Source organism: Stenotrophomonas sp. G4, assembly GCF_003428825.1.
Lineage (GTDB): Bacteria > Pseudomonadota > Gammaproteobacteria > Xanthomonadales > Xanthomonadaceae > Stenotrophomonas > Stenotrophomonas indicatrix.
The window spans coordinates 4417501-4433538 of sequence record NZ_CP031741.1; the positions used below are offsets into that span (position 1 = coordinate 4417501).

Here is a 16038-nt window from a genome sequence, read left to right on the forward strand (position 1 = left end):
GTCACCATGGCGTCGCAGAACATTCCCGGTGTGGCGGTGATGCGCGCCTCCGGCTACGACGCGCCGGTGTCACCGGTGATCGGCTGGATCGGCGTGGTCAACACGCTGCTGGCGCCCTTCGGTGCCTACGCATTGAACCTGGCCGCCATCACTGCGGCGATCTGCATGGGCCGTGATGCCCACGAAGACCCGGCACGGCGCTACACGGCGGCGATGGCGGCTGGCGCCTTCTATATCGTCATCGGCCTGTTCGGGGCCACCGTAGCGGCCCTGTTCGCTGCCTTTCCCAAGGAACTGGTGGCCTGTGTGGCCGGCATCGCCCTGTTCGGCACCATCGGCAACAGCCTGGCCAGCGCATTGGCAGTGGAGCGCGACCGCGAGGCCGCGCTGGTCACTTTCCTGGTGACCGCCTCGGGCATGACGCTGGCCGGTGTCGGTTCTGCGTTCTGGGGCCTGGTCGCCGGAACGCTCTGCCTGTGGGTGCTGCGGCCGCAGCGGGCTGGCTGAAGGGATCAGCCGGTCAACACGGCACCGAGGATACCCAGGCCGACGGAAACGGCAATGGCGATCACCGCGCCGGTCACGCTGGTGTCGCCACGTGCCGCCAGCGTACTGCGCACCGCAGCTTCATCGTCGCGGTTGAGCGCCTCGGCACGCGCGATCTCCCGCTGGCAGTGGTGCAGGTACCAGCTGTTGGCAAGGACACCCACGGCGATGCTGATACCCAGGTCGATCACCAGTGACAGGGCATCAGGCACATCGAGGAACGCCTCGATCACGCTGGAAGCCAGCAGTACGCCAACCCAGATGGCGGCCATGCGATACATCTTCCGGTACATCATCCAGATCACGCCGAACAGGAAGCCCGGCCAGTGCCAGGTGCCTGCCGCGTTCGCGGTGCCCTGATCCAGGCGCCAGCGCTTGCGGTAGATCGGGAAGTTGCCGCCGACAACGGCTGCATACAGCGCCATCCGGCCAGTCAGTCCGGCGCCCAGTGGAACGGCATCGGGCGTGGCGGGCGCAGCCGGTGCGCGGTAGGGATCATCGCTGGCCGCTATGGCAACGGCAGCCTCACCGACAGGCGGCGCTGCCCAGCCATCTGCGATACCGTTGGCGTCCGCCGCTGGCGTTGCCGTCGACTGCAGCGCCTGCAATGGCTGCCAGCCAGCCATGCCCTCGCACCAGAGCAGGGTGTGACCGGCGATGACACCGTCCTGCTGCAGCTTCTGCAGGCCGGCCAGGTCCACTGGACCTTCACTCCTGCCATTTCGAGCGTAATACCACTGTGCTTCCTGCATTGAAGATCGTCCTGTGTCGGCGTTGTGCGGGTTACAGAGATGCGCTGGACAGTGTCTGCACCAGCGTGTGGCGACCGCCAGGGGCCACGGTGACCACATCGGGGCCGGCGTTGGCCGCTTCCAGGCAGACATAGTCGCGCCAGCCATCGCCGACATCGGCCATCTTCGCGGCGGCTTCGGCGCCAGGGTTCCATGCCACCAGCGAGCGGCTGCCTTCGGTGCGGAGGTCGATGCGGCGCTTGAGTACCGGATCGCGCAGCACATAGTGCCCGCCGGCCTGGGTGTAGATGCGGTCGCTGCGGCCCGGGTCGCGCGGGTCGCGCAGCGACCAGGGGCCCTGCTGGCGGCGCGGCTGGGCGTAGTTCTCGAACTTGTCGAGATAGTCCAGGCCGTCGACGCCGTCGACATCGACCTTGCTGGCGTCACCGACACGGAAGTAGTTGTGCAGCGCCTGGGTGATGGTGGCCGGAGCCTTGCCGGTATTCTCGGTGACCAGCTGCTGGCGCAGTTCACGGCCGACACGGACGGTCATGGTCAGGCGCAGGCCGAGGTTGTCCAACGCCGGCGGGGCCAGGGTCAGCTCGATGCTGCCATCGTCGAGCCGCCGCGCCTGCTGCAGTTCCCAGGGCAGGGTGCGCACGAAACCGTGGGCGGGCACGTCGTCGCCCTGCCCCTGGCGGCCGAAGTAGGGCCAGCACACCGGGCTGCCGCCACGGATCGGCGTGGGCAGCGCAGCACGCTTGGGCGAGAGCCACATCACATCGGGCTGGCCCTTGGGCACGAACGAGAGGAGTTGGCCGCCGAACACGCTGATCGCGGCGGTGGCCTGGGGAGTTTCCACCAGCCAGGCGTCGAGTCCCTGGAACTGGCCACTGCTGACACCCTGGATCTGTTGCACGCTGGATCGACTCCGGATGGCCGGCGACTGCACGGCACTGTAGTTGTTGGGAAGGCTGAAGCGGGTCGGCGTGGCTGGCGCCTGTGCCTGTGGTTGTGCCTGCAGCGCGCGCAGGATGCGCTGGCCGGCGCGACCGTCGGCGTCGGCCCACCCGAGCCGACGCTGCTCGACCTGGATGGCACGACGACTGGCGGTACCGATCATGCCATCGGCGGCGCCGATGTCGTGGCCGCGCGCGAGCAGCAGGGTCTGCAGCTGGCGGCGCTCGTCGCGGCCAAGGCCAGGATCATCGGTTGGCCAGGCGGTGACCAGGCCGTTGCTGCCACGCAGGCGGTCGGCCAGGGTGGCGATGGCCAGCGCATAGCTCTCGGCCGCGTTGTAACTGTAGATCGCGTCGTAATTGCGGAAGACCAGCAGCGCCGGGCCTTTTGTCCCGGCCGGCAGCAGCAGCGCGGCGCGGGCATCGGCGGGCAGGCCGGACGGTGCCGGCGCGCTGCCGTCCAGGCCGGTCACGCCCAGTGCGCGCCAGTCGGCCAGTGACCGGCGCTGGGTGCGCCCCGCCTGGCTGGTGTTGAAACCGGCCGGGACACGGACTTCCATGCCCCAGGGTTCGCCGGTTCGCCAGCCGGCGCGCTTCAGATAGTTGGCGGTGGAAGCCAATGCATCGGGAATGCTGCCAACCAGATCGCGGCGACCATCGCCATCACCATCAACGGCAATGCGTGCGTAGGTGCTGGGCATGAACTGGGTGTGGCCGAAGGCACCGGCCCAGGAACCGGTCAGGCCCTGCGCCTGCAGGTCGCCCTGGTCGATGAGCTTGACCAGCGCCAGCAGCTCGCCGCGGAAGAAGGGCTGCCGGCGGCCGGCACAGGAGAGCGTGGACAGCGACTGCAGCAGCGGGCGTTTGCCGAACACGCGGCCGTAGTCGCTCTCCACGCCCCATACGGCGACGATGGTGACTGGATCGACGCCGTACTGCGCCGATACGCGCTGAAGCAGCTCACGGTGCTGCTGCAGCATGGCGCGACCGTCGTCCACGCGCTGGCGATCGACCAGTGCGGCCAGGTAGTCCCATATCGGGGTGGTGAACTCCGGCTGCGCATCGAGCAGCGGCAGCACGGTAGGGTCGGGCTGCAATCCGGCGGTGATCGCAGTGAAGCGGTCAGCGGCAATGCCCTGGCTGGCGGCCGTCGCCTGCAGGCCCGCCATGCAGCGGGCAAACGCGGGATCAGCGGTTGCCATTGCTGCCGGCGGCGCGGCCGCTGGCATGGCAAGCGCGGCGGCCAGGCCGAGCGTGGTCAGAATGGGCATGGCGTCCTCCGTGTTGCCGGTGCTGAAGCCATGGTAACGCGGAGGGAGAGCAAGGTTGGTCCAGATTGCCGGCCAGCAGCCGGTACTACCTGTGCCTAGGGTGCGGGGCGCAGGAGGCGCAGCCCATAGGCGGGATCGTCCGCGTTCCAGGATGCCGCCACCTCCAGCCCTGCCTGCTGCAGCAGGTGGCCGAAGCTGGCGTCGGTGTACTTGTGGCTGTACTCCACCCGGATCGGTTCGCCAGCGCTGAAGTGGAAGGTGCGGCCGTCTAGATGGACGTCCTGCTCGCGCTGGCTGACCAGATCGGTTTCGATGCGCAGGCGCGCGGTGCTGTAACGGGCCTGGTGACGGAAGCCGTCGAGGTCGAAATCGCTGCCGACCTCCCGGTTCAGGCGCGCCAGCAGGTTCAGGGTGAAGGCGGCGGTGATGCCATCGGCGTCGTTGTAGGCGGCTTCGATCAGTACCGGGTCCTTGTGCAGATCGATACCGACCAGGGCCAGGCCGTGCTTACCCATGGTCTGGCGCATTGCGCGCAGCAGCGCGATCGCGTCCTCATCGGCGAAGTTGCCCAGCGTGGAGCCGGGGAAGAACAGCAGCCGGCGCGCGGCGGGCCGCTCCGGCGCAGGGACCTGCACAGGGCGGGTGAAGTCGGCACACACCGGCAGCATTTCCACCTCCGGCAGCGCAGGGGCAAGGTGGTCGATGCTGGACAACAACGCCGCGCGCGAGATCTCGATGGGCGTATAGGCCACCGGATCCTGCAGGGCAGCCAGCAGGCGGGCGGTCTTGCGGCCGCTGCCGCTGCCCAGTTCGACCACATGCACGCGCGGCCCCACCGCCTGCGCGATCGCCGGCAGCACCCGGTCCAGCAGGGCCAGTTCGGTGCGTGTGGGGTAGTACTCCCGCGTGTGGGTGATCTGTTCGAACAGGCGCGAGCCGCGCGCGTCGTAGAAATACTTGGAAGGCAGCTGACGTGAGGCCTGCGACAGCCCCGCTACGACGTCGGCAAGAATCTGCTGGCGGCCGGGGGTAAGGTCGGTCAGCGCCTGCAGCGCATCCTGGACGGTACTCATGAAAGATCCCTTGCCAGGCGCAGGCCTGAGAACTGCCAACGCGCCGGTGGCATGAAGAAGTTGCGGTAGCTGGCCCGTACATGGCCGCGCGGCGTGGCGCAGCTGCCTCCGCGCAGGACCCACTGGCCACACATGAATTTGCCGTTGTATTCGCCGAGGTTGCCGGCGAAGGGACGGAAGCCGGGATAGGCGCCATAGGCGCTGCTGGTCCATTCCCACACGTCGCCGAACAACTGGCGCAGTCCGTCGCCCTGCCCTGCCCTCGGGTGCAGATGGTCGTCGTCGGCGAAGTGGCCTTCGACAGGCTGCGAGGCGGCGGCCGCCTCCCATTCGAATTCGGTGGGCAGGCGGGCGCCGGCCCAGCGTGCGCAGGCATCGGCTTCGTAGTAACTGAGATGACAGACCGGCGCATGCGGATCGAGCTCACGCCAGCCACCGAGGGTGAACTCGCGCAGCAGGTCGTCATCCCAGTACAGCGGATGCTGCCACTGCTCGGCCTCGCGCAGCGCCCAGCCTTCGCTCAGCCACCAGCGCGGATCGCGGTAGCCGCCGGCGTCGATGAAGGCGCGGTACTCGGCGTTGCTGAGCGGACGCTCAGCGATGGCATGCGCGGGAAGCAGCACGCGATGCACGGGCGATTCATTGTCATAGGCGAAGGCTGCGTGCTGCGGCCAGGCGGACGCACCGATGCTGACGATGCGTTCGCCCTGTTCGACCCACCCCTGCGTGCCGAGGGCGCTGACGGCGATGGGCAGGTCTTCGCGGTACGGCGGCTGCAGCGGATTGCACCAGAAGGCGTGCTTGATGTCGGTGAGCAGCAGCTCCTGGTGCTGTTGTTCGTGCTGCAACCCAAGCTGCAGGTGCTGCAGGGCGTCGCTGCCGAGATCGCCGTCGCGCAGTCCTGCCAGCACCTGCTCATCCACATGCTGGCGGTAGGCGTGGACCTGCTGCAGCGAGGGCCGCGACAGCAATCCGCGCTGTGGCCGTGCGTGGGCGGGGCCGAGGCTTTTGTAATAACTGTTGAACAGATAGTCCCAGGCCGGATCCCAGGGTGTGTAGCCGGGCTGGCTGGCCAGCACGAAGCGCTCGAAGAACCAGGTGGTGTGGGCCAGGTGCCACTTGGCCGGGCTGGCGTCGGCCATGCTCTGCAGCAGGGCATCTTCCGGGCTGAGGGGTGCGGCCAGCTGCACGCTGCGGCCCCGCACATGGGTGAAGTGGCGGGCGAGGTCACGCTGCGGGGCAGCGACGGCGGCGGGTACGCTGTCCATGCGACCAGCTTCGACCGCGGGCGGTGAGCGCAATGTCATGGCCCGGTGCCGCGGTGTTCACATCAGGCTGCGCGTATTCAAGAAGGACGCTGCTGCGCCGCTAACGGCAGTGCTGCGGCCGCGTCGTGACCGCGCTGGAATTCCGTGTGTCCCGTCATCCGCTTCGACAGCCTGCGCACTATCTGTTCGTGCTGCCCGCCTTGCTGGTCGCACTGGTGCTGTGGGCAAGCCTGCAAAGCGATGATGTCGGCCGCGCGGGGCAGCGCATCCTGCCGTGGTTGCTGGCCTGCCTGGGTGCAGGGCTGGCGCTGCTGTACAACCAGGTACGCACGCTGTGCCTGTTGCTGCTGGTGGCGCTGGCCTTCGCGGTGCTGCACCAGGACCTTGGGCACTACCTGCGCGAGGGCCGGGTGACGGCGTTGACGCCACTGCGCTTCCACGCGATCTCGACCTGGCTGCCGTTGCTGTTCGCCATCCATGCGTTGTGGCCGGAACGTGGTCGCCGCCGCCAGGACCTGCTGCTGAGGGCCACGACCAGTGGTGTTGCGGTGGCGATCTTCATCCTGCTTGCCGCGCAGCAGCCACAGGGCATGCACGACCTGCTGTCGAACCGGCACTTCCCCTGGATTCCGAGCGACTGGAACGCGCTGGCGCAGCTGCCTGCCGTGCTGTTCCTGCTGGCCACCGCTGCGCTGGGATGGCAGGCGTGGCGCCAGCCGCGGCCGCTGCATACGGCGATGCTGCTGGCCCTGCTGTGCCTGTGGTGGATGCTGCCGCGGATCTTCCTGCAGCCGGTGCTGCTGCCGGCGCTGAGCGTAGCGGCGCTGCTGCTGATGCTGGGCGCGACCCTGCAGGAGTCCTTCCACATGGCCTTCGGCGACGAGCTGACCGGCCTGCCCGGTCGCCGTGCATTCAACGAGACCCTCAAGCGCACCAGCGGCACCTACAGCATCGCGATGATCGATGTGGATCATTTCAAGAAATTCAACGACACCCACGGCCACGACACCGGCGATGACGTGCTGAAACTGGTGGCTTCGCGGTTGTCGCGGGTCGGCGACGGCGGCCGTGCGTTCCGTTATGGCGGCGAGGAATTCGCCGTGGTTTTCCTCGACCGCCCGGCATCGGCCTGCGTGGATGCGGTGGAGGCGCTGCGACAGGGCATCGAGCAGAGCCGCATGCAACTGCGCGACCGCAGCACGCGCACCCGCGACGATACGCTCGGACAGCAGCAGCGCGGGCGCGGCGGTGGCGGTGCGGTGGTGCAGGTAACCGTCAGCATCGGCCTGGCCGACAGCCGGGTCGACCGGCGCCCTGCCGGGGTGATCAAAGCGGCCGACCAGGCGCTGTATGCGGCCAAGGAGGAAGGCCGCAACCGCGTGTGCGCGCATGGCGGCCAGCGCGTGCTGGCCGTGCGCGGCAGCCACGCTCAGACGGCGTCGAGGTAGTACCAGCGGCCCTCGATCCGCAGGAAGCGGCTGTGCTCGGTCATTTTCACCGCGCTGCCGCCGCCGACGCGGTAGCGGGCGGTGAAGCGGACCTCGGCGCTGTCGCTGCCGGTCACCTGGTGGTCCTGCACGGTCAGGCCCAGCCATTGGGTGCGCTGGCCGGGGGCATCATCGAGCGACAGTTCTGCCGGACGGGTGTCCGGGTGCCAGGTGGCACGCAGGTAGTCCGGCAAGTGGCGCACATAGGCGCTGTAACGCGAGCGCATCAGACGCTCGGCATCCGGCGCGGCGTCACCGGCATGGAAGCGCCCGCAGCAGGCGGCGTAGTCGGCGGCCAGGCCACAGGGACAGGGATCGGGGGCGGTTCGGCTCATGCGGGTATTGTCGCGTGGGCGGCGGCAATGTGACAGGCGTATGCTGTCGCGCCCCCACTTCGATCGATCGCCGTGCTGGAACTGATTCCTCCTGAGTTGTGGTGGCTGGTGGTGATCGCCTTCATTGCCGGCCTGGTCGATGCAGCCGTGGGCGGGGGCGGACTGGTGCAGCTGCCCGGCCTGTTCACGGTACTGCCGCAGCAGACCCCGGCGATGCTGTTTGGCACCAACAAGTTCAGCTCGATGTTCGGCACCGGCGCAGCGGCATGGCGCTATGCGCGCAACGTGCGCTTCCCGTGGAAGCCGGTGCTGTTCGCCGCCGGTACGGCCTTCGTGTTCTCCTTCCTTGGCGCTACGGCGGTCAGCCTGTTGCCCAAGGACGCAGTGCGGCCACTGGTGCTGGTGCTGCTGGTGGCGATGCTGGCCTACACGCTGTGGAAGAAGGACTTCGGCGCGCTGCACCGGCCGCAGGAGATTGGCCGCCGCGAGCTGGTGATCGCGCTGGCGATCGGTGCGGCGATCGGCTTCTACGATGGCTTCTTCGGGCCCGGCACCGGCAGCTTCCTGATCTTCCTGTTCGTGCGCTTCTTCGGGCTGGACTTCCTGCGTGCGTCGGCCGCGTCGAAAGTGGTGAACCTGGCGACGAACGTGGCGGCGATCTCGTTCTTCGTACCGACCGGCAACATCCTGTGGCTGTTCGCGCTGCCGATGGCGGCGGCCAACATCATCGGTTCGGTGGTGGGCACGCGGTTGGCGCTGAAGGGCGGCACGCCGTTCATCCGCAAACTGTTCGTGGGCCTGGTGGTGGTGCTGATCGCGCGGATGGCGTGGGATACGTTCCGTAGTCCGTGAATGCGATGGCCGGCCAGCGGCCGGCACTACCACTGACCCGGTAGGTGCCAACCTTGGTTGGCACGGCGTTTCCAGGGAGATCAGGCTTCGGCTTCTTCCGGTTCGTCGGCCTGCTGGCGGCTGCGCTCCGGCAGCTTCAGGCGCTTGCCTTCTTCGTCGTACTCGATGAGCAGCACGCCCGAATCGTGGCGACCACTGATCTCGACGAAGCAGGCGCCACCGATGAACGGTTCCAGCGTCATCACCGATTTCAGCGGGGTGGCCACCACCATCTGGAAACCGAAGTTGTCGAAGATGTTCATCGCCAGCGCGGTGAACTCGTTGTCGGCCTTGTCGAAGGCCTCGTCGAGCACGACTGCGGCGTAGCTGGGCAGCTGGCTGTCGGCGCCGCCAAGCTGGTAGCGCAGTGCCGCGGCCAGGCAGGTGGTGGCCAGCTTCTGCCGCTGGCCGCCGGATTTGCCGGCGCCGCTGCGGTAGATCTCGACCTGCTGGCGCGTTTCCACATCCAGCTCCACGCCGATGAACTCCACGTGCAGGCGCACGTCCAGCACCACTTCGCGCCAGCGCTTGTCTTCGCCTTCCTGCGAGCCGAGGCGGTTGACCAGCTGGCGCAGGACGGTGAACTGGGTTTCAGCCAGGTCGCGCTGCTCGGTCTGCTGCTGCGACAACACTTCGCGCAGCTGCTGGTGGAACTCCTGCACTTCCGGCAGGCGCCGGTCGTTCAGTTCGATGGTCAGCAGGGTGCCACGGTTGAAGGGCACCTGCTCCAGGCTGGCGTTGACTTCGTCCAGGCGCTGGCCGATCGACTTGCGGGCCTCGGCGCTGTGCCGCTGCAGCGCGAGCAGGTTGTTCTTGCTCTGGTTCTGCAGCAGGTCGAAGAAGCGTTCTTCGTGCTGCGGCAGGCCGTCGCGTTCAAGGCGTTCGAGTCGGGCCAGGAAATCCTCGGCCGAGGCCACCGACACGGTGAAGTCGCCCGATTCTTCCGGCCACTGCTGGATGAAGCGACGGAAGCAGCCCAGCAGCAGGTTCTCGACACGGTTGACCTCCTGCTGCGATGACGACAGCTGTTCGTTCAGCGCGTTGCTGACCTGGCGCATGTGCGCTTCCAGCGTTTCCAGGCTGAGCGGGCCCTGCTCCTGCAGGCGCTCGGCCAAGCCGGCTTCCTGGTCTTCGGCCAGCGCTGGCAGCACCAGTGCCCGGCTCTGCTGGCGGGCACGGTCCAGGCGGTCGCGTTCGCGCACCAGCTGGCCGCGCTCGACGCGGGTGTCTTCGTAAGTGCGGCGGGCCTGCTCGATATCGGCGCGGGTGGCGTCGATCTGCTGGGCGATCCTGGCCAGGTCGGCATTGCCTTCGCGCAGGGCGTGCAGGCTGGCCTCGATGTCGGCCAGGCGCTGCTGCGGCGCGGCGACATCGATTTCGTTCCAGCTGATGCCGACCAGCTGATGGCATGCCAGGCGACGTTCGTTGTCGCGGTCACGCTGGCTGCGCAGGCGCGCGATGTCGGTATCGCAGCTGGCGATACGGGCGGCCAGCTCCTGGGCTTCCTTCTCGAAAACGGCGAGCTTGTCGCGGTTGCTGAAGCCCAGCAGCCAGCGGCGGCGATCATTGACCGCACTGCGGTCGTCCTTCTCGAAGCGATCGCCCGGATGCTTGACCTGGCCTTCGCGGGTGATGCCGCGGTCGACGTTGCGCAGCTGCTTGGCGTCCACGCATTCGTAGTCGAAGCGCTTGCCCAGCTCGCGGCGCAGCCAGCTTTCGAACACGTGATCGCGCAGTTCCAGCTTGTGCAGCAGCGACTTGGCGGACGGTTCGCGGGCGAACGCATCATCATTGCGACGCACGCGGTAGTAGGTGAAGCGCATCCCCAGGTGGGTGCGGTTCACCCATTCGGCGACGTCGTTGTAGTGCTTGTCATCGACCAGCAGCGATTGCGCGAAACCACCGAGCACGCGCTCGATCGCGCCCTGCCAGCTCTGCTCTTCCGAGCGGACCTGGATCAGTTCGCCGACGAACGGCAGTGCCGCTTCGGAGATGCCGGTTTCTTCGGCCAGGCGTGCGCGCAGCTTCTGCATCGGCGCAGGAATGCTGGAGGGCGTGCGCTGCATCGCCTCCAGTTCGCCACGCACTTCGGAGAAGCGCCGCTCGTCGTCGCGCTTGCCGCCCAACCGTTCGCTGATGGCGTCGTCCAGGGCGCTCGACGCACGCTGACGGTCTTCCAGTTCGGACTGCGCCTGCTCGACCAGCTCGGCGAAGCCATGTGCATCCTCGGGCAGCGCGGCCTGCAGCTTCTGTGCGGCCTCACGCGCCTGCGCCTGCTTGGCCAGGCGGCGATCACGTTCGGCTTCGGCGCGGCCCTGCTCGCGTTCCAGTTCCTCGATGCGCTCACCACCCTGCTGGCGGCGCTGCAGTTCCAGCTCGGCCAGGCGCTCGGTGTGGTTGTCCAGCGCCGCACGACGCTGCGCTTCTTCGCCCAGCAGGCCACGGTCGCGCGTATCCATCTCGCGCAGGCGCGCTTCGATCAGCAACTGACGGCGGCTCTCGCGGAAGCTGTCGATGCCGAGCTTGAGCGCTTCGTCGTCGCCGCGACGGCGGCTCATCGCCTGCAGGTCACGGTAGTGGTCGCGCGCCGGCTGCAGGGTTTCGACCTGGCGCCGCGCAGTGACCACGGCCTGGTGCGCGCCATCGAGTTCGGCGAAATCGCTGACCAGTCGTTCGGCGGCGTCGAAGGTCTTCGGCGTGTCGAGCATGAAGTCGCGCAGGAAGACGTTCAGGTCACCCAGGTTCTTCGCCGACTGCGTCTTGTGCAGCAGGCGCAGCGCCATCTCATTGTCGATGCCGAGCAGGTGGCGGAAGCGTTCGGCATAGCCGGAGAACGTGTCGAAGTGATGGACGTCGGCCAGCTTCTGCTTGAGCTTGCGCAGGTCCAGATCGAAGCCGCCCAGATCCTTGGCGATGTCGAACGGGCGCTCGGCGATCATGTAGTGCTTGCGCACGTCACCGGCGGAGGTGCTGCTGCCGGCGATCCAGAGCAGGCGCACCAGGCTGACCACGCGGCCGTCGCCGGCGCGGTACTCCAGCACCAGCGCGGTCCAGGTCGCGCCCTTGCGCAGGTACTGGGTGGCGATTTCACCGGTGCCACTGTCCTGCTGGTCGGCCCACGCGCCGCGCACGTAGGACACCAGGTTGCGGTCGCGGCCGCTGCGTTCGGCTTCACGCGCTGCGGCGTTGAAGTCGACGATGGCCGGTGGCGTCAGCAGTGCGGACATGGCATCGAGCAGGGTCGACTTGCCCGAACCGGAGCGGCCGACGAACAGGAAGCCGCGCTCGGCGATCGGCACTTCGGTCAGGCCGTTGAAGGTGCCCCAGTTGTGCACCTGCAGGCGGCGCATGCGGAACTGCTGCAGGCGCGGGTCCGGCAGGCCTTCGTTGAACAGGGCGGGAGTGTGCTTGGAAATGGCCATGCGGTGCTCGGGTCTCTCAGGCTTCAGCGGCCGGGGTTTCGCGCAACTGGCGGTAAACCGCCGACAGCTGGGATACGTCTTCGGCGGAGAACAGCAGCTTCAACGCCGGCGAGACTTCGTGGCGGTCTTCCTGGCCGCCGAGGCGGGTCAGGATGTGGTTGTCCTTCATCTTCTGCACCGCCGAAGCGACGCGGCGGTTGAAGCCGGCGCGGTCGGTGGACAGGTTCTTCTCGTAGATGGCCAGCGCTTCGGCCATTTCAGCATCGGCGACCACGGCGCGGTTGCCACGTGCATCGGCTTCGCCCAGCTGCTGGCGCAGGTACAGCAGCAGCACCGAATCGATGAAGGTCAATGGCGAGGTGCGCAACAGTACCGGGGCATCGACGTCTTCGGTGTCGGCCTGGCGGGTGAACGCCACGCCACTGTCACGGTCGAGCACCAGTTCCAGGAACAGGTCCGACAGCGCCGAACGGATACCGGCTTCGCTGCGGATCAGTGCCGGCCACAGCTTGGCGTGACGCAGCTGGTCGATGCTGGGGCCGATCAGCAGCTGGCACAGCGCGCGGCGCGCATCCAGCGGCAGGCGGCCGGTATCGCCCATGTAGTAGACGTCGTTGCCGCGCCGGGGCTGGGCCACGGTCGCCACCGGTTCGGCCGGGTAAGCGTCTTCGGCCAGGTCGGCATGCGGTGCGTCGATGGGGTCTTCATGCCAGCTCATGGCGTCTCTCCTGGGTAAACCAAACCAGCGGGATGCGGGCACGACGGATCTGCCCGTCGCCACCTCGCCATTCGGCAAGCTCCTGTTCGCCGGCGATCACGCTGCCAAAGCGCGTGCCCAGCGAGAGGTAACCGATGACACTGCCCAGCCCCTGCGGCGCTTCGCGCTGCGACAGGGCCTGGGCAATGCTGAGTTTCGGCTGCCTGTCGAGCAGGTCGTGCAGGTCGCGGCGCAGGGTGCGGAAATCGATTTCCGACGACGCCACCAGATCGCCCACGCTTTCCAGGCTGATGCTGGCCGCATCGTTGTATTCGACGTTGCCATCGACCTGCGCGCTGCGCGGGTCGTGCAGCTTCCACTGCGACCACGAGCGCAGGCGGCTGGTGGTCAGCTGCAGGTCGCGGCCAATGGCGCGCTGCGCCGGGAAGTCATCGCGCAGTGCCAGAGCTTCGGACTGCGCCTGCTTCAACAGCTGGTTGAGGCGGCGCTGTTCCAGGTAGCCACGGCTCTGCACGAAACCACGCAGGCTGCGCGCGAAGTTCTGCAGCACGTCATGCACCTGGCCACCACGCTCGAGCATGGTGCTGGTGAAGCCGCGCAGGAAGTTGCGCTCGTTGCGATCCAGCCGCCGGGCGAAGCCACGGGCCAGCAGGGTCTCCAGCGCGGCATCGAGCTGGGCGCTCTGTTCGGCGTCGTTGAGCAGGCGCCAGAACGCCTGGAAACTACGGCCCGCGTCGCTCTCGCCGATCACGTCCACGCCTTCAAACAGCTTGGACAGCACGTCGCCGCGCTCGCCTTCGTCATCGATGATGCGTTCGCGGAAATCACGGTTGAGCTGCTCGAAGTCGTCGCGCACGCGGCGGAAATCTTCGGTCAGCTCGTCGGCCAGGCCAATGATCTGGCGCGTGCGTTCCAGCGCGCGCTTGCCGTCCAGGGCCGTCACACGGCCAGCGCTGACACGGGCGATCTCGGCATCGATGCGGTCGCGCTCGTCGCGCAAGGCGGACAGGCGCGCGTCCGGGTCGGCCTCGGTCTGCGCGGCCAGCTGCGACAGCTGTTCGATCACCAGTGCCAGACGGCTCTCGGTGGCGGCCACGCGGGCCTGCTCCATGCTGTCGGCGAAGCGGATCGCCTGCAGCGCCTGGGTCGAGAGCTCGTACTGCTCCTGATCGGCGCCTTCAGGCAGCCGGCGTTCCAGCCAGCCCTGCGCGAGCCAATGGGCGACGTAGGCCTGCGCGGTCCGCGGCAGCTCGCGCGACAACTCGTCGCCGTTGAGCTGGTCCAGCGCACGCTGCAGGCGCTCGTTGAGGACCGATGCCGGCAACGTGCGATCGCCGTCCATCAGCAGGCCCTGCAGCAGGCCGATGATTTCCGGTGCGTGGTCGGCGGCGAGCAGCTTCCATTGCGGCTGTTCGCGCAGGTGGCGATAACGGGTGATGCGTTCGCGGTGCTTCATGCAGCGAGATCGGTCGGAAGGGCGCGGCGGCCGGCGCGCGCGCGAAGGCGCGGCGCTGGCACTGCGAAAGCGGCGGCCGCGGGCGGCCGCCACCGGGAGGCGACGGCGCTCAGCGCTTGCCGCCCACTTCGATGAAGCGCAGGAACTCGGCGCGGGTGCGGGCATCCTCGCGGAAGCTGCCCAGCATCTTCGAGGTGACCATGCTGACGCCGCGCTTGTGGATGCCGCGGGTGGTCATGCACTCATGGGCGCCTTCGACAACGACGCCGACACCGACCGGCTGCAGCACGTCCTGGATGCACTGGGCGATCTGCGCGGTCATCTTTTCCTGCACCTGGAAGCGGCGGGCGTAGGCTTCGACCACGCGTGCCAGCTTGCTGATGCCCACCACCTTGCCGGCCGGCAGGTAGCCGACGTGCACGCGGCCGATGATCGGCGCCATGTGGTGCTCGCAGTGGCTTTCGTATTCGATGTCGCGCAGGACGATCAGTTCGTCGTAGCCGGCCACTTCCTCGAAGGTGCGTTCCATGTAGGCGCGCGGGTCGTCGCGGTAGCCGCTGAACCAGTCGCCATAGGCTTCGGCCACGCGGCGCGGGGTATCCAGCAGGCCTTCGCGGGTCGGGTCCTCACCGGCCCAACGCAGCAGGGTGCGCACAGCATCCTCGGCCTGGACCTGGGTCACTTCGCCCTGCGGGGCGGCCTTTTCGTTGTTCTTGCTCATTGCATACAGCGCCCGAACGGGGGCGAGCATCGTACCCGACCGGGGGTGGGTCGTCCTCTGGGGACGGTTCATCGGGGGCCGCCCGGCGCCGGATTGCTATCGATCTGGAGCGGGAAGGGCGGCAGGGCAGGACACGCCGTAAACCCATCCATGGGGGCTCGGTCGGCGCATCCATGCGCCTCACGGTCCTGCCCTGCCGCCCTTCCCGCTCCCTGACGGTTTCCTGCGGGCGCGGCCGGTCCGCCCGAAAGCGGGGTCAAAAGCTGGGGTTCATGGCTTCGGAGGGTGTCCTGGCTGCTGCTGTGGTGGGTGCGGACCGTTGGTCCGCACTGCTTCTGCCCTTGCCTTTGAAAGAGCCAACCCACCGCGCCCGCGGGATGTGGGGTAGGTGGCGGAGGGCCGGGCGGGGGTAGGACCGTGAGGCGCATGGATGCGCCGATCGAGCTTACAGGGACGTACTTGCAGCGTGTCCTACCCCGCCCGGCCCTCCGCCACCCCAACCGATAGCCAGCAGGCGCAACGCTTTCCTCAATACAACCCACCCATTCAGCAAAACCTATTGATAGGAATGAAATTAGTAGTATCCTATCTATTACTTATGGACCGACCCCTCGACGAGCGCACCGTGCTGCAGATGCAGCTCAGCTCCGGCCTGCTGTACGCAGGGCGGCAGTGGCAGCGCCTGGCCGACAGCCGGTTGGGCAGCTACGGCATCTCCACCGCCTGCACCATGCCCCTGCTGATGATCGGCCGCTCCGGCGGTGGCATCCGCCAGGTCGCGCTGGCGCAGCAGCTGGGCATGGAAGGCCCTTCCCTGGTGCGCCTGCTGGACAAGCTCTGCGCCAGTGGGCTGGTCCGCCGCGAATGTGATGCCAGCGACCGCCGCGCCAACCTGTTGTGGCTGACCGAGGAAGGCCAGGCGTTGGTGCGCGAACTGGAAGACCAGTTGATCGGCCTGCGCCAGGACGTGTTCGGCGAGCTTTCCATGGATGAACTGCATGCCGTGCTGAAGGCATGGCGCCTGCTGGCCGAGGCTGCCGACCGCATCACGTAAATCCGTTGTCGGTGAATACCGCCGCTGCCGTGCACGCGCCAGCGGCTTTTGCCCGTTGCCGTTGTCCTGTTCCACCTCCCCTTCCCCTACCGTCCCCGCCCCTACC

General features: G+C 67.8%; 13 protein-coding genes (1 of these 13 only partly in view). 4 read left to right on the plus strand and 9 right to left on the minus strand.

What is annotated here, in order from left to right:
* Nucleotides 1–507: the final stretch of a benzoate/H(+) symporter BenE family transporter gene (locus D0Y85_RS20225; protein WP_117311778.1), read on the plus strand. Its footprint begins 681 nt before the window's first position; only the last 507 of its 1188 coding nucleotides appear in the window; its start codon lies beyond the left edge, outside the window; the stop codon is at nucleotides 505–507.
* Between the two features lie 5 nt (nucleotides 508–512).
* Here D0Y85_RS20225 and D0Y85_RS20230 read toward each other — a convergent pair whose 3' ends face one another.
* The 4 genes from D0Y85_RS20230 to egtB form a co-directional block, all read right to left on the minus strand.
* Nucleotides 513–1298, minus strand: coding sequence for a DUF2628 domain-containing protein (locus D0Y85_RS20230; RefSeq protein ID WP_117311779.1), 786 nt, complete (start codon nucleotides 1296–1298; stop codon nucleotides 513–515).
* Between the two features lie 31 nt (nucleotides 1299–1329).
* Nucleotides 1330–3465, minus strand: coding sequence for a lytic murein transglycosylase (locus tag D0Y85_RS20235; protein WP_240329394.1), 2136 nt, complete (start codon nucleotides 3463–3465; stop codon nucleotides 1330–1332).
* A 137-nt stretch (nucleotides 3466–3602) separates the two neighbouring features.
* Nucleotides 3603–4580 carry an L-histidine N(alpha)-methyltransferase gene (gene egtD / locus D0Y85_RS20240; protein ID WP_117311781.1) on the minus strand — a complete coding sequence of 326 codons (978 nt, stop codon included), beginning with the start codon at nucleotides 4578–4580 and terminating at the stop codon, nucleotides 3603–3605.
* Complete coding sequence (egtB, locus tag D0Y85_RS20245; RefSeq protein WP_117311782.1) at nucleotides 4577–5848, minus strand: ergothioneine biosynthesis protein EgtB; 1272 nt, start codon at nucleotides 5846–5848, stop codon at nucleotides 4577–4579. The genes egtD and egtB overlap by 4 nt, the downstream gene beginning before the upstream one ends.
* A 146-nt stretch (nucleotides 5849–5994) precedes the next feature.
* Here egtB and D0Y85_RS20250 point away from each other — a divergent pair, with 146 nt between their 5' ends.
* Nucleotides 5995–7296, plus strand: a complete 1302-nt coding sequence (locus D0Y85_RS20250; protein WP_117312001.1) for a GGDEF domain-containing protein — start codon at nucleotides 5995–5997, stop codon at nucleotides 7294–7296.
* On the opposite strand, the gene D0Y85_RS20255 is transcribed toward D0Y85_RS20250, so the two are convergent.
* Nucleotides 7278–7670, minus strand: coding sequence for a YchJ family metal-binding protein (locus tag D0Y85_RS20255; RefSeq protein ID WP_117311783.1), 393 nt, complete (start codon nucleotides 7668–7670; stop codon nucleotides 7278–7280). The two genes, D0Y85_RS20250 and D0Y85_RS20255, sit on opposite strands and share 19 nt — an antisense overlap.
* A 72-nt stretch (nucleotides 7671–7742) precedes the next feature.
* Here D0Y85_RS20255 and D0Y85_RS20260 point away from each other — a divergent pair, with 72 nt between their 5' ends.
* Nucleotides 7743–8522, plus strand: coding sequence for a TSUP family transporter (locus tag D0Y85_RS20260; protein ID WP_117311784.1), 780 nt, complete (start codon nucleotides 7743–7745; stop codon nucleotides 8520–8522).
* A gap of 80 nt (nucleotides 8523–8602) precedes the next feature.
* Here D0Y85_RS20260 and D0Y85_RS20265 read toward each other — a convergent pair whose 3' ends face one another.
* The 4 genes from D0Y85_RS20265 to folE all read right to left on the minus strand — a co-directional run bounded on the left by D0Y85_RS20265 (nucleotide 8603) and on the right by folE (nucleotide 14878).
* Nucleotides 8603–11983, minus strand: a complete 3381-nt coding sequence (locus D0Y85_RS20265; protein WP_117311785.1) for an ATP-binding protein — start codon at nucleotides 11981–11983, stop codon at nucleotides 8603–8605.
* Nucleotides 11984–11999: 16 nt separating this feature from the next.
* Nucleotides 12000–12701, minus strand: a complete 702-nt coding sequence (locus tag D0Y85_RS20270; protein WP_117311786.1) for a DUF4194 domain-containing protein — start codon at nucleotides 12699–12701, stop codon at nucleotides 12000–12002.
* Entirely contained in the window at nucleotides 12688–14157 is a 1470-nt protein-coding gene (locus D0Y85_RS20275; RefSeq protein ID WP_025875659.1) for a DUF3375 domain-containing protein, read from the minus strand. The genes D0Y85_RS20270 and D0Y85_RS20275 overlap by 14 nt, the downstream gene beginning before the upstream one ends.
* 109 nt (nucleotides 14158–14266) lie before the next feature.
* Nucleotides 14267–14878, minus strand: a complete 612-nt coding sequence (folE, locus tag D0Y85_RS20280) for a GTP cyclohydrolase I FolE (protein ID WP_025875657.1) — start codon at nucleotides 14876–14878, stop codon at nucleotides 14267–14269.
* A gap of 598 nt (nucleotides 14879–15476) precedes the next feature.
* On the opposite strand from folE, the gene D0Y85_RS20285 reads away from it, so the two are divergent.
* Nucleotides 15477–15932 (plus strand): MarR family transcriptional regulator, encoded by a 456-nt coding sequence (locus tag D0Y85_RS20285; RefSeq protein ID WP_025875653.1) that lies wholly within the window; start codon nucleotides 15477–15479, stop codon nucleotides 15930–15932.
* Nucleotides 15933–16038 lie beyond the last annotated feature (106 nt).